The organism is Curtobacterium sp. L3-7 (assembly GCF_048756585.1).
Taxonomy (GTDB): domain Bacteria; phylum Actinomycetota; class Actinomycetes; order Actinomycetales; family Microbacteriaceae; genus Curtobacterium.
The window spans coordinates 2,145,296-2,157,879 of sequence record NZ_CP151474.1; the positions used below are offsets into that span (position 1 = coordinate 2,145,296).

The 12,584-nt window shown below is 70.4% G+C and carries 13 protein-coding genes; 12 read left to right on the forward strand and 1 reads right to left on the reverse strand.

Translation table 11 applies throughout. The features are described from left to right. The first annotated feature begins 3 nt into the window (after positions 1-3). From ftsW to AAEP80_RS10505, 11 genes are all read left to right on the forward strand, one after another. Entirely contained in the window at positions 4-1,224 is a 1,221-nt protein-coding gene (ftsW, locus tag AAEP80_RS10455) for a putative lipid II flippase FtsW (RefSeq protein ID WP_420364363.1), read from the forward strand. Then, positions 1,221-2,327 (forward strand): UDP-N-acetylglucosamine--N-acetylmuramyl-(pentapeptide) pyrophosphoryl-undecaprenol N-acetylglucosamine transferase, encoded by a 1,107-nt coding sequence (locus tag AAEP80_RS10460; protein ID WP_420364364.1) that lies wholly within the window; start codon positions 1,221-1,223, stop codon positions 2,325-2,327. Before ftsW ends, AAEP80_RS10460 begins: the two co-directional genes overlap by 4 nt. Further along, a complete protein-coding gene (gene murC / locus AAEP80_RS10465) occupies positions 2,324-3,727 on the forward strand; it encodes a UDP-N-acetylmuramate--L-alanine ligase (RefSeq protein WP_420364365.1) in 1,404 nt (467 codons plus the stop codon). The genes AAEP80_RS10460 and murC overlap by 4 nt, the downstream gene beginning before the upstream one ends. After that, entirely contained in the window at positions 3,724-4,929 is a 1,206-nt protein-coding gene (locus tag AAEP80_RS10470; RefSeq protein WP_420364366.1) for an FtsQ-type POTRA domain-containing protein, read from the forward strand. The genes murC and AAEP80_RS10470 overlap by 4 nt, the downstream gene beginning before the upstream one ends. Before the next feature lie 159 nt (positions 4,930-5,088). After that, positions 5,089-6,255, forward strand: coding sequence for a cell division protein FtsZ (gene ftsZ, locus AAEP80_RS10475; RefSeq protein WP_413602194.1), 1,167 nt, complete (start codon positions 5,089-5,091; stop codon positions 6,253-6,255). A gap of 5 nt (positions 6,256-6,260) precedes the next feature. Next, entirely contained in the window at positions 6,261-6,959 is a 699-nt protein-coding gene (locus AAEP80_RS10480; RefSeq protein ID WP_420364367.1) for a YggS family pyridoxal phosphate-dependent enzyme, read from the forward strand. A gap of 45 nt (positions 6,960-7,004) precedes the next feature. After that, positions 7,005-7,586 carry a cell division protein SepF gene (locus AAEP80_RS10485; RefSeq protein ID WP_413602192.1) on the forward strand — a complete coding sequence of 194 codons (582 nt, stop codon included), beginning with the start codon at positions 7,005-7,007 and terminating at the stop codon, positions 7,584-7,586. A 107-nt stretch (positions 7,587-7,693) separates the two neighbouring features. Further along, complete coding sequence (locus AAEP80_RS10490; protein WP_281264191.1) at positions 7,694-7,990, forward strand: YggT family protein; 297 nt, start codon at positions 7,694-7,696, stop codon at positions 7,988-7,990. A gap of 195 nt (positions 7,991-8,185) precedes the next feature. Continuing rightward, positions 8,186-8,875, forward strand: a complete 690-nt coding sequence (locus AAEP80_RS10495; protein WP_420364368.1) for a DivIVA domain-containing protein — start codon at positions 8,186-8,188, stop codon at positions 8,873-8,875. A gap of 1 nt (position 8,876) precedes the next feature. Beyond that, entirely contained in the window at positions 8,877-9,536 is a 660-nt protein-coding gene (gene lspA / locus AAEP80_RS10500; protein WP_413602190.1) for a signal peptidase II, read from the forward strand. Continuing rightward, complete coding sequence (locus AAEP80_RS10505) at positions 9,533-10,462, forward strand: RluA family pseudouridine synthase (protein WP_420364369.1); 930 nt, start codon at positions 9,533-9,535, stop codon at positions 10,460-10,462. Before lspA ends, AAEP80_RS10505 begins: the two co-directional genes overlap by 4 nt. A gap of 40 nt (positions 10,463-10,502) precedes the next feature. Here AAEP80_RS10505 and AAEP80_RS10510 read toward each other — a convergent pair whose 3' ends face one another. Further along, positions 10,503-11,927: an MDR family MFS transporter gene (locus AAEP80_RS10510; protein ID WP_420364370.1), complete on the reverse strand. Its 1,425-nt coding sequence runs from the start codon at positions 11,925-11,927 to the stop codon at positions 10,503-10,505. Between the two features lie 61 nt (positions 11,928-11,988). Between AAEP80_RS10510 and AAEP80_RS10515 the strand changes: the two genes are divergently transcribed. Beyond that, positions 11,989-12,567, forward strand: coding sequence for a TetR/AcrR family transcriptional regulator (locus AAEP80_RS10515; protein WP_420364371.1), 579 nt, complete (start codon positions 11,989-11,991; stop codon positions 12,565-12,567). Positions 12,568-12,584: the final 17 nt, after the last annotated feature.

Sequence of the window (12,584 nt, forward strand, 5' to 3'; positions counted from 1 at the left end):
CGCGTGACCACGTCCACCCAGAACGCCGCGCGTCGCACGAACGGCGCGGTCGTCGCCGTCAAGAACGTCTTCGTCGCCGAGTCCAGCTCGTTCTACACGATCCTCGGCGTCACCCTGTTCCTCGTCGTCTTCGGCGTCGTGATGGTGCTGTCGTCCTCGAGCGTCGAGCAGTACAAGGAGACGCACGACTTCTTCGGCGCCTTCACCCGACAGGGCATGTACGCCGTGATCGGTGTCCCGCTCATGCTGATCGCCAGCAGGCTCCCCGTGGCGTTCTGGCGGAAGTGGGCGATGTGGATCGTCGGCGTCGGCCTCGTCGTGCAGGCGCTCGTCGTGCTGACGCCCCTCGGCTACTCGATCCAGGGCAACCGGAACTGGATCCGCGTCGGGTCGTTCACGGCGCAGCCCTCCGAGATCCTCAAGCTCGCATTGGTGCTCGGCATCGGCGCGATCATGTACGTCAAGCGCGACAAGCTCGACGACTGGAAAGAGGTCTTCGTCCCGGTCGGGATCGCGAGCCTGCTGTCGATCGGCCTGGTGCTGGTCGGCGGTGACCAGGGCACGGCGATGATCATGATGATCCTGGTCTTCGGGTCGCTGTTCGTCGGGGGAGCGCGGCTCCGGCACCTGCTCGTCGGGGTCATCGGCCTCGCGGTGCTGCTGCCGTTCGTCACCATGGCGTCGAGTTCCCGGTCGTCCCGCATCAGCGCGTGGCTCTCCGGCTGCACCGACACCAGCCAGTACCAGGACCTCTGCTGGCAGCCGGTCCACGGCATGTGGGCGTTGGCGTCCGGTGGTGTGTTCGGCGTCGGGCTCGGCAACTCCAAGGCGAAGTGGTCGTGGCTCCCGGAGGCCGACAACGACTACATCTTCGCGATCATCGGCGAGGAGCTCGGCCTCATCGGCGCCGTCGTGGTGCTCGCCCTCTTCGTGGTGCTCGCGATCGGGATGATCAAGGTCATCCGGCTCTCGAACGACCCCTTCGTGCGCACCGTGACGGGTGGTGTGCTGGCCTGGGTGATCGGGCAGGCGCTCGTGAACATCGGCGTCGTCCTCGGGCTGCTGCCCGTGCTCGGCGTGCCGTTGCCGCTCATCTCCGCCGGTGGATCCGCGCTCATCATGACCCTCGTCGCGATCGGCGTCGTGCTGTCCTTCGCCCGCGAACTCCCCGGGAAGCACGACCTGACCCGGACGACCGACCTTCGGAACGGATCACTCCGGTGAGCACCTACCTCTTCGCCGGCGGCGGCACCGCCGGACACGTCAACCCCCTGCTCGCGGTCGCGGACCGGCTGACGGAGCGTTCCCCCGAGGACTCCGTCATCGTGCTCGGCACCGCGGAGGGACTCGAGTCGCGACTCGTCCCGATGCGCGGGTACGAGCTGCTGACCATCCCGCGGCTGCCGTTCCCGCGGAAGCCGAACGCCGCTGCGCTGCGGTTCCCGAAGGCGTTCTGGGCGGCGGTCAAGCGCACCGAGCAGATCATCCGCGAGCGACAGGTCGACGTGGTCCTCGGCGTCGGCGGCTACGCGTCCGCACCGGCGTACATCGCCGCGAAGCGCACCGGCACGCCGATCGTCGTGCACGAGCAGAACGCCAAGCCCGGACTGGCGAACCGGCTCGCCGCGTTCCTCACCAGGTACGTCGGCGTGACGTTCTCGAACACCCGCCTCCGGAACTCCCGTGTCGTCGGCATGCCGCTGCGCCGCGAGATCGAGTCGCTCGACCGGCGGGCGAGCCGCGCGGAGGGCCTGGCCGAGTTCGGCCTCGACCCCGCACGACCGGTGCTCCTGGTCACCGGCGGGTCGTCCGGTGCTCGGAGCATCAACCGCACGATCAACCGCTCGGCAGCGACGATCGTCGGCGCCGGGTGGCAGGTGCTGCACGTCGTCGGCGGCAAGTCCGACATCGGTCCGAGCGACCTCGACGGCTACACGGTCCTGCCGTACTGCGACCGGATGGACCTGGCGTACGCGGCGTCCGACTTCGTGGTCTCCCGCTCCGGCGCCGGCATGGTCTGCGAGCTCACGGCTGTCGGGCTGCCGAGCGTCCTGGTGCCGTACCCTGTCGGCAACGGCGAGCAGCGGCACAACGCCCGCGACGTCGTCGGCGCCGGGGGAGCGGTGCTCGTCGCCGACGAGGAATTCGACCAGGACTGGGTGACGTTCCAGCTCCTGGGCATCCTGCAGGACCGCTCCCGCATCGCGAACATGGCGGTGCAGGCCGGCAGCGTCGGACACCGCGACGGTGCGGACCGGATGACCGACCTCGCCCTCGACGCCGCGAAGCGCGCGAGCGGCACCAGCACCACGAAGGAACGACCATGACCATCAAGCCGGACCTGACCCAGCCGATCCCGGACGACCTCGGCACGGTCCACTTCGTCGGCATCGGCGGCTCCGGCATGAGCGGCATCGCCCGGATGTTCCTGGCAGCAGGGCACACCGTGACGGGCAGCGACTCCCGCGAGACCGCGACCACCGGCCGGATGCGCGAGCTCGGCGCCGACGTCCACATCGGGCACGACGCCGCGAACGTCGGTGAGGCCGACACGATCGTCGTGACGAGTGCGCTCTGGCCGGACAACCCCGAACTCCTCGAGGCCCAGCGCCGCGGTCTGCCGGTGCTGCACCGTTCCCAGGCCCTCGCGGCGCTGATCGCCGAGCACCGGCTGGTCGCCGTCGCCGGGGCACACGGCAAGACCACCTCGACGGGCATGATCGTCACCGCGATGGTCGAGCTCGGTCTGGACCCCAGCTTCGTCAACGGCGGCGTGATCCAGTCCCTCGGCACCAGCTCTGCCCCCGGCTCGAGCGACCTGTTCGTGGTCGAGGCCGACGAGTCCGACGGCTCCTTCCTGCTCTACGACGTCGCCGTCGCGCTCATCACGAACGTCGACGCCGACCACCTCGACCACTACGGCAGCGAGGACGCCTTCATCGACGCCTTCGTCGAGTTCGCGGCCAAGGCGCGCGAGACCGTGGTCGTGTCGAGCGACGACGCCGGCGCGAAGCGCGTGACCGCGGGCGTCCGCTCCCGAACGGACGCTCCGGCGATCACCACGTTCGGCGAGGCCACCGACGCCGACGTCCGCATCGAGCGCATCGTGGAGTCCGCCAGCGTCGAGGTCGACTTCCGGGCGGCGGGCGAGTCCCACCACCTGACCCTCCGCGTCCCCGGCCGGCACAACGCGATCAACGCCGTCGGCGCCTTCGCGGTGCTCACCGGCCTCGGCATCGCCCCGGCAGACGCGATCCGCGGTATCGAGGCCTTCGGTGGCACCGAGCGTCGCTTCGAGCTGCACGGCGTCGAGCGCGGCGTCTCGGTCTACGACGACTACGCCCACCACCCGACCGAGGTCGCCGCGGCGCTCAAGGCGGCGAGGAACGTCGTCGGCGACGGCCGGATCATCGCGATCCACCAGCCGCACCTGTACTCGCGCACCCAGCTGATGGCCGGTGACTTCGCGAAGGTCTACGAGGAGCTCGCGGACCACACCGTCGTCCTCGACGTCTACGGCGCGCGGGAGGACCCGGTCCCCGGTGTCACCGGCGCACTCGTCCAGGAGCGCTTCGCCGACCAGTCCCGCGTCGAGTTCCTGCCCGACTGGGCAGCGGCGTCCGCGCGCGCGGCGGCCGTCGCCCGTGACGGCGACATCATCATGACGCTCAGCTGCGGCGACGTGTACCGCATCATTCCGCAGGTCCTCGAGGCGCTGTCGCGGTGAAGCGACCAGAGGGCTTCGACGAGGGTCCGGCACAGCCGGAAGCCCCGGTCGAGCACGACCGCGAACCGCGCGAGCGACGGGCACCGCGGCTCCCGCGGCTGCCCGTCCGCCGTGGTGCCGGCACCGATCAGGAGGCCCGCCCCGCCCCCGCACCGTCGGATCCAGAGCCGAAGCGGCCGACTCCGGCGACCACCGGGCTCCGCGCATCGCACCCCGCTGCGGACGTCGCGCCCCCGCGCGACGGGGCGCGACGTCCGCAGGAGGGCGCGACGCCCGACGGCCGCGCGCTCGACGCCAGCGAGCACGGCGAACGCGAGCACGTCGCGACCGTCACCGACGTGGTCGACGCGACCACTGCCTCCCGTCCGAGCAGTCCGGAGCGCGCCGAGGAGACGCCCATCGGCGCCCGCGTCCGCGCCGCGGAGACCGCGCGCGAAGCGCGCGTCGCCCGCAAGCGCCGGAAGCTCCTCGAACGAGCCGAGGTCCGTCGGTTCACCCGCCGCTCCCGCCACCGTCGCGTCGCGTGGGCCACGGCCGGGGGTGTCGTCGTCGTCCTCGGCGTCTCCATCCTCGTCGCCGTGTACTCGCCGCTGATGGCGCTCCGGACGATCGAGATCAAGGGCACCAGCCGTGTCGACGACGCGGCGCTCCGCCAGGCGCTGTCCGAGCAGATCGGCACGCCGCTCGCCCGGCTCGACTTCGGTGCGATCAAGAAGGACATCGCTGGCTTCCCGCTCATCGAGAGTTACGTCACCGAGGAGGAGCCGCCGAACACGCTCGTCGTCACCGTGACGGAGCGCTCCCCGGTCGTCGCCGTCAAGACGGGCGACTCGTTCTCGCTCGTCGACCCCGCCGGCATCGTCGTGCAGTCCTCGCCGACGCAGCCGGACACGATGCCCCTCGCCGACATCGGCTCCGCGAAGCTGGGCTCGAGCGTGTTCCGCACCATGACCGAGGTCGTCCTCGCGCTGCCGTCGACGGTCCGCGCGCAGGTGTCCGGCGTCTCGGCCACCACGGCGGACGACGTCACGCTGACGATGAAGGACGGCTCCCGGGTCGTGTGGGGGAGCCCGGACGAGTCCGACGCGAAGGCCGCACTGCTCGACGCCCTCGTGAAGGACCACGCCTCCCGCGACCCGGACACCGCGGTCGAGTACGACGTCTCAGCCCCGGACAACGGCATCATCCGCGCCCAGTCGTAGGCTGGCCGGGGAATTGCGGGACCGCATCTCCCGACACGCGGCGTGGCGGCACGACAGCGCAGCGAGCGCACCCGTAGCGTCGTTGCAAGCACCACACCTAGCAGCAAAGACCCTGAACTTCAAGTAAAGGTTGAGGGTTCAACCGGAGGCCGGACTGACGTGACCACGAACCACAACTACCTCGCCGTCATCAAGGTCGTCGGTGTCGGCGGCGGCGGCGTCAACGCCGTCAACCGCATGATCGAGCTGGGCCTCCGTGGGGTCGAGTTCATCGCGATCAACACCGACGCCCAAGCCCTGCTGCTCAGCGACGCCGACGTCAAGCTCGACGTCGGTCGCGAGATCACTCGTGGCCTCGGCGCCGGCGCGGACCCCGAGGTCGGCCGTCGTGCCGCCGAGGACCACGCCGAGGAGATCGAAGAGGCCCTCGCTGGTGCCGACATGGTCTTCGTCACCGCCGGCGAGGGCGGTGGCACCGGCACCGGTGGCGCACCCGTCGTCGCTCGGATCGCGAAGTCGATCGGTGCACTCACCATCGGCGTCGTCACGAAGCCGTTCAGCTTCGAGGGCAAGCGCCGGCAGTCGCAGGCCGAGAACGGCGTCGCCGGGCTCAAGGACGAGGTCGACACGCTCATCGTCGTGCCGAACGACCGCCTGCTCGAGATCTCCGACCGCGGCATCTCCATGGTCGAGGCCTTCGCGACCGCCGACCAGGTGCTCCTCGCCGGCGTCCAGGGCATCACCGACCTGATCACGACCCCCGGGCTGATCAACCTCGACTTCGCCGACGTGAAGAGCGTCATGCAGGGTGCCGGTTCGGCGCTCATGGGCATCGGGTCCTCGCGGGGCGCCGACCGTGCCATCAAGGCCGCCGAGCTCGCCGTCGCGTCCCCGCTGCTCGAGGCATCGATCGACGGTGCGCACGGCGTGCTGCTCTCGATCCAGGGTGGCTCGAACCTCGGCATCTTCGAGATCAACGACGCCGCTCGTCTCGTGCAGGAGGCCGTGCACCCCGAGGCGAACATCATCTTCGGTGCCGTCATCGACGACACGCTCGGCGACGAGGTGCGCGTCACGGTCATCGCAGCGGGCTTCGACGGTGGCGAGCCGACGCAGCAGCTCAAGGAGCGTCGCTCGAGCTGGGTCGATCCCGATGGCGGCTCGACCGTGCCCGTCGCCACCGGCGCGAGCGGTGCCATCGAGGACTCGACCACCTCGTCGCCGTCCTGGGCGTCGCAGGAGCACGAGCCGCCGGCGCAGCGCGCTGCCGACCCCGCCTTCGACGGTGACGACGACGAGCTCGACGTCCCCGACTTCCTGAAGTAACCCTCTTGTCGGACGCTCCTCCGAGCCTCCAGGACCGGCTGGCCCGTGTCCGCGACGGCATCGCCGACGCGGCGCGGGCCGCTGGCCGTGACCCCGGCGAGCTCACGCTCGTCGTCGTGACCAAGTACCACCCGGCGTCGCTCGTCCGCGAGCTCGCGGCACTCGGCGTCACCGACGTGGGGGAGAACCGCCACCAGGAGGCGCAGGCCAAGGCGGCGGAGCTCGCCGACCTCGACCTGACGTGGCACTTCGTCGGGCAGCTCCAGTCCAAGAAGGCGCGCCAGGTCCGCCGGTACGCGCACGTGGTGCAGTCGCTCGACCGCGGTTCGGTCGTCGACGCGTTCGCGCCGAACGAGTCCGAGCCCGAGCCGCCGGTGATCGACGGCTTCGTGCAGGTCAACCTCACGGACGATCCAGGTCGCGGCGGGGTGGCGCCCGACGACGTCGAGGCGATGGTGGAGCGCATCGTGCGCACGGGCACTATCGCCCTGCGCGGCGTGATGGCCGTCGCGCCGCTCGACGAGGAGCCCCGTCCGGCCTTCGCCCGGCTGCGGTCGATCTCCGAGCGCGTGCAACGGCTCGTGCCGACCGCGACGGACATCTCGGCCGGCATGAGCGGCGACTTCCCCGACGCCGTGCTCGAGGGCGCGACACACCTACGGATCGGCACGGCAATCACCGGAAACCGTCCCGTCTCGCCCTAGCCTCGTCGCAGGGCATCCACGAGCACGAACACCACTGGAGGAACCATGGCCGGTCCGTTGAAGAAGACGATGGTGTACCTCGGCCTCGCCGACGAGGAACTCGAGTACGAGGACGAGCAGCAGCAGGCGTCGCCGGCCCAGGCACGCGCCCAGCAGCAGCAGCCGGCACCTCCCGCGGTGCAGCACGAGGCAGCACCGGCAGCGGCCCCTGCCGCCGCACCGGCAGCCACGGCGACCGCCCCCGCTCCGGCCGAGCCGAAGCACACCCACCAGCGCGGCGCCCAGGTCACCCCGCTCCGCCGCTCGCACACGACCGCACAGAAGGCGACCCCGGTCCAGGAAATGAACGAGATCCTCACCGTCCACCCGCGCGAGTACAAGGACGCCCAGTCCATCGCCGAGAGCTTCCGCGACGGGATCCCCGTCATCATCAACCTCTCGCAGATGACCGAGGCCGACGCCCGCCGCATGATCGACTTCGCGAGCGGCCTGTCCCTCGGCCTCTACGGCAAGATCGAGCGCGTCACCAACAAGGTGTTCCTGCTCTCGCCGGCCCACGTCGCAGTGAGTGGTGAGGCGCCCGAGGTAGAGTCCGACATCGAGGCGTCCTTCTTCGCCCAGTCCTGAGTCGTCGCGTCGCGCGGTCCCCGTGACCGTGTGGCGCCGCCCAGGCCCACCCGCCCCGTACGCGGTGTCCGCTGGGCACCACGTACCCGAGACGAGCGAGCCGCACCGTGTCCGTGATCTTCACGATCCTGTACTTCCTCCTCCTGCTGTACTTCTTCGTGCTCTGGGGGCGGTTCGCGCTCGACATGGTGCAGGCGTTCAACCGGTCGTGGCGTCCCCGCGGCGGGATGCTCGTCGTGGCCGAGTTCGTCTACACGTTCACGGATCCGCCGATCCGGACCGTGCGCCGTGCCCTCCCGCCACTGCGGATGGGCGCCGTCGCACTCGACTTCGGCTGGTCCATCGTGATGCTCGTCACGATCATCCTGATGAGCATCGTGCGGGTCATCTCGGTCACGGTCTGACCCGCAGCACCCGGTCCACGTCGTCCGCGACGCGCCACGCCCAGGTCATGATCACGGATCGGGCCCCGCGTCGGTGTACGGTGGTCGGGATCGATGCCCGCTCCGGTGGGCATCCGCACCGGGAGTCTCGCCTGGTACATTCGCAGCGAGACGTTTCGGTTCCACACGTTCAGCAGTTCTATTGAGGTGACGGCAATGGCTTTGACGCCGGAAGACGTAGTCAACAAGCGGTTCCAGCCGACCAAGTTCCGCGAGGGCTACGACCAGGACGAGGTCGACGACTTCCTCGACGAGGTCGTGGTCGAGCTGCGTCGCCTGACCCAGGAGAACGACGAGCTCCGTCAGCGCCTGCAGGCCGCCGAGTCCGCGCCGAAGTCGGCCGAGACCGAGCAGCCCGCCCCCGCTGCAGCGCCCGAGCCGGAGCCGGCCCCCGTCGCCGCCGCTCCCGAGCCCGCACCGGTGGCCGCTGCTGCAGCCCCGGCCGCCACGGTCAGCGCGGACGAGGACACCGAGGGCACCACGAACCTCCTGACGCTCGCGCGTCGTCTCCACGAGGAGCACGTCCGCGAAGGCGTCGAGAAGCGCGACGCGCTCATCGCCGAGGGCCAGGCCCAGGCCGCGCGCCTCGTCTCCGATGCAGAGGCCAAGCAGCGCCAGATCATCGCCGACACCGAGAACACCAACCGTCAGCGTGTCGCGGTGCTCGAGCAGGAGCGCACGCAGCTCGAGGGCAAGATCGACGAGCTCCGCACGTTCGAGCGCGACTACCGCGCCCAGCTGAAGAGCTACATCCAGAGCCAGCTCAGCGAACTCGACTCCTCGTCGGGCACCGAGCAGTCTGGTCTCACCCCCGCGCCGGCATCGGCGCAGGGCTTCGGCAACTGATTTGTCCCAGCAAGACCAACGAGCGAAGGTCAGTGTCCGCGCGATCGCGGCACTGGCCTTCGCCGCTGTCGTGGTGGTGGCGTTCGACCAGGTCGTGAAGGCGATCGTCGTCGCGAACCTCCCGTACGGTCAGGTCGTCCCCGTGCTCGGGAACGCCCTGCAGTTCCTCTACGTCAGGAACCCCGGTGCCGCGTTCTCGTTCGCGGTGAACATGACCTGGGTGTTCTCGATCGTCTCCGCCGCCGTCGTGGTCGCGATCATCGTCTTCGCCCGGCGCATCCACTCGATGTGGTGGGCGATCGTGCTCGGCATGCTGCTCGGCGGGGCGCTCGGCAACCTGAGCGACCGGCTCTTCCGTGAGCCGGGGTTCGGGCAGGGGCACGTCGTCGACTTCATCTCGACGCCGTGGATGATGCCGGCGATCTACAACATCGCGGACTCGTTCATCTGCATCAGCATGGTGGTCTTCGTGCTGCTGGTCGTCTTCGGGGTGAACCTCGACGGCACCAGGACGGTCTCGTCCAAGAAGGGCGGACAGGAGGCTCGTGGCGACGCCGCCACGGACGCTGCGGTTCCCGAGTCGGGAACCGTCGCCGACGTCGCGGACACCAGCCGTGCCTCCCGTCCCTCGTCCGACTCGCTGGGGCACGACGCGACGTGACCGAGTCGCGTTCCCTGCCCGTTCCGGACGGGCTCGCCGGTGAGCGTGTCGACGCCGCCATCGCGAAGCTCCTCGGCTTCAGCCGGTCCTTCGCCGCCGACGTCGTGGCGGCCGGCGGCGTGCGCGTCGACGGTGCTGTCGTCGACAAGTCCGACCGGCTCCACGCGGACTCGTGGCTCGAGGTCGAGTGGACCCCGAAGGAAGCGCCGCGGATCGTCCCCGCGGTCGTGCCCGGCATGACGATCGTCCACGACGACGAGGACATCGTCGTCGTCGACAAGCCCGTCGGCGTCGCCGCGCACCCGTCTCCCGGGTGGGACGGCCCGACGGTTCCCGGTGGCCTCGCCGCCGCCGGGTTCACCATCGCCACGTCCGGCGCCGCCGAGCGTGCTGGGATCGTGCACCGGCTCGACGTCGGCACCTCTGGGCTGATGGTCGTCGCGAAGACGGAGCTCGCGTACACGCACCTCAAGCGGGCGTTCAAGGAGCGCACGGTCGAGAAGGTCTACCACGCACTCGCGCAGGGACACCCGGACCCGACCTCCGGCACGGTCGACGCGCCCATCGGACGGCACCCGTCCAGCGACTGGAAGTTCGCGGTCACCTCTGACGGCAAGTCGAGCGTGACGCACTACGAGACGCTCGAGGCGTTCCGGTCGGCGACCCTGCTCGAGGTGCACCTCGAGACCGGGCGCACGCACCAGATCCGCGTGCACATGGCCGCGACCAGGCATCCGCTGGTCGGCGACACGATGTACGGCGCGGACCCGGTGCTCGCCGAGTCGCTCGGGCTGACGCGGCAGTGGCTCGACGCCGTCCGGCTCGGGTTCGCGCACCCGCGGACCGGCGACTGGGTCGAGTTCCAGGCGGCGTACCCGGAGGACCTGGCGCTCGCGCTCGAGAAGATCCGCAGCGCGTCGGTCTGATCGCGCTGACACGCCCGCCGGGCTGATCACTCGACGATGCTCACTCGACGGTGCTGGCCGCTGGCTGCCGGGTGGACGCGGACGTGGACACCGGTGTCTCGCCACCGGCTGCCTGACGACCGGGCAGCAGCAGCGCGAGCACCGTCGCGAACCCGGTGATGCCGATCGCCCACCAGAACGCCTGCTGGAACGCCGCAGCCGCATCGCCCCCTGCCGCGGCGCCCGCGAGCACGACGGCGAGCACGGCGGTCCCGAACGCGCCGCCGAGCTGCTGGGCGAGCCGGGTGATGGTGCTGGCGTGCGGCATCTCCGGTCGGTCGAGCCCGACGAAGCCGACGGCCATGATCGGGATCATCACGGCACCGAGGCCGAGCCCGCGGACCACGAGGACGAGTGCGATCCACCATTCGTTCGTGGAGCCGTCCGCGAAGGCGAAGGGGATCGTCGCCGCGAGGACCACGGCGAACCCGACGACCGCGACCAGCCGTGCGCCGATCCGGTCCGTGAGGCGTCCGGCGAGCGATCGACTGAGCAGTGAACCGACGCCCTGCGGGATGAGCAGCAGCCCGGCACCGAGCGCGTCCGTCCCGCGCAGCTCCTGGAACGACAGCGGCAGCAGGAGCATCCCGCCGTACAACGCCGCGCCCATCAGGAACATCAGCGTGGCCGCGGCGGCGAGCGGACGGTGTCGGAGCAGGGCGAGGTCCACCAGGGCGGCACCCCGGCGGCGTGTGGCCCAGAGGACGAACGCGGCGAGCAGGACGACGCCGGCGCCGAGGGGTGCCCACACGTCGAACCGGGCGAAGCCGCCCGACCGGCTCGCGTTGCTCAAGCCGTAGAGGACCCCGACGACGGCGGGGGAGAGCAGCACGAGGCCCACGGCGTCCAGCCGCGCCGTGCCGACGGGTCCGTCCGCCGGCATGAACCGCCACGCGAGGACGAGTCCGGCGACCGCGAACGGAACGTTCACCCAGAACAGCCACGGCCAGCTGCCGGCACCGAGGATGAGGCCACCGATGACCGGGCCGAGGATCGGCCCGAGCGCGGTGGGCAGCGACGCGACCGACATGAGCTTGCCGACGTTCCGTCCACCGGCCGCCTGCATCAGGAGTGTGGTCAGCAGCGGCATCATCGCGCCGGCGCCGACACCCTGGACGACACGGAACAGGATGAGGCTCGGCGCGTCCCACGCGAGGGAGCACAGGATGCTGCCGATCAGGAAGACCACGAGCGACGCCATCCAGAGGCGCCGCCCGCCGACGCGGTTCTGCAGCCACCCGACGAGGGGCACCGTGACGCCCATAGCGAGGAGGTAGCCGGTGCTGACCCACTGGATGGTGTCGACGCTGGTGTGCAGGTCGCGGCTGAGTGTGTGCAGCGCCACGCTCACGATCGTCGAGTCGAACAACGGTGCCATCGCACCGACGACCAGCGCGATGGCCAGTCTGCTGAGGTTCTTGTCCATTTGGAGATACGCTCCCGTTTCTTGTTGGCGCCAAGCTACTGCGGCGCGTTAAGATACGCAAGTGGATCTTGCAAGGACACGACGCCGCGGTGTCGAGCTCGAGTCGGCGCTGCTCGACGCCGCGTGGCAGGAGCTCGAGCAGGTGGGCTACGCCGGGCTGACCTACGAGGGGGTCGCTGCACGCGCCGAGACCTCGAAGCCCGTGCTCTACCGCAGATGGCCGACGAAGGTGGACCTCGTGCTCGCGGCGCTGCAGCACGCCGGGCTGTTCGAGCGTCGTCCCGTCGTGGACACCGGGTCGCTCCGTGGGGACATCCTCGCGACGCTGCGGGACTTCAACGCGGCGCGGTCCGACTTCATCACCGTGATCAGCCTGTACATGTCGAACATCAACGCCGACACCGGACTGTCGCCGGCCGATCTCCGGTCCCGGTTGCTGGGGGGCCGGGCGACCATCGGCAGGGTGTTCCTCGAGCGCGCGGCGGCCCGTGGCGAGATCCCGGCCAGGGACTGGCCGGAGGGCCTGGTGTCGCTGCCGTCCGACCTGATGCGGCACGACCTCGTGATGACACTGAAGCGGGTGCCCGACGCGCGGATCCTCGAGATCGTCGACGACATCTGGTTGCCGCTCATCCGCTGACGTCCGGGCCGCGAGCG

Excerpts from the sequence above, each read along its gene's own strand:
- AAEP80_RS10495 (WP_420364368.1), top strand. The coding sequence starts at position 8,186 with ATGGCTTTGACGCCGGAAGACGTAGTCAACAAGCGGTTCCAGCCGACC.
- AAEP80_RS10510 (WP_420364370.1), bottom strand. The coding sequence starts at position 11,927 with ATGGACAAGAACCTCAGCAGACTGGCCATCGCGCTGGTCGTCGGTGCG.
- AAEP80_RS10485 (WP_413602192.1), top strand. The coding sequence starts at position 7,005 with ATGGCCGGTCCGTTGAAGAAGACGATGGTGTACCTCGGCCTCGCCGAC.
- murC (WP_420364365.1), top strand. The coding sequence starts at position 2,324 with ATGACCATCAAGCCGGACCTGACCCAGCCGATCCCGGACGACCTCGGC.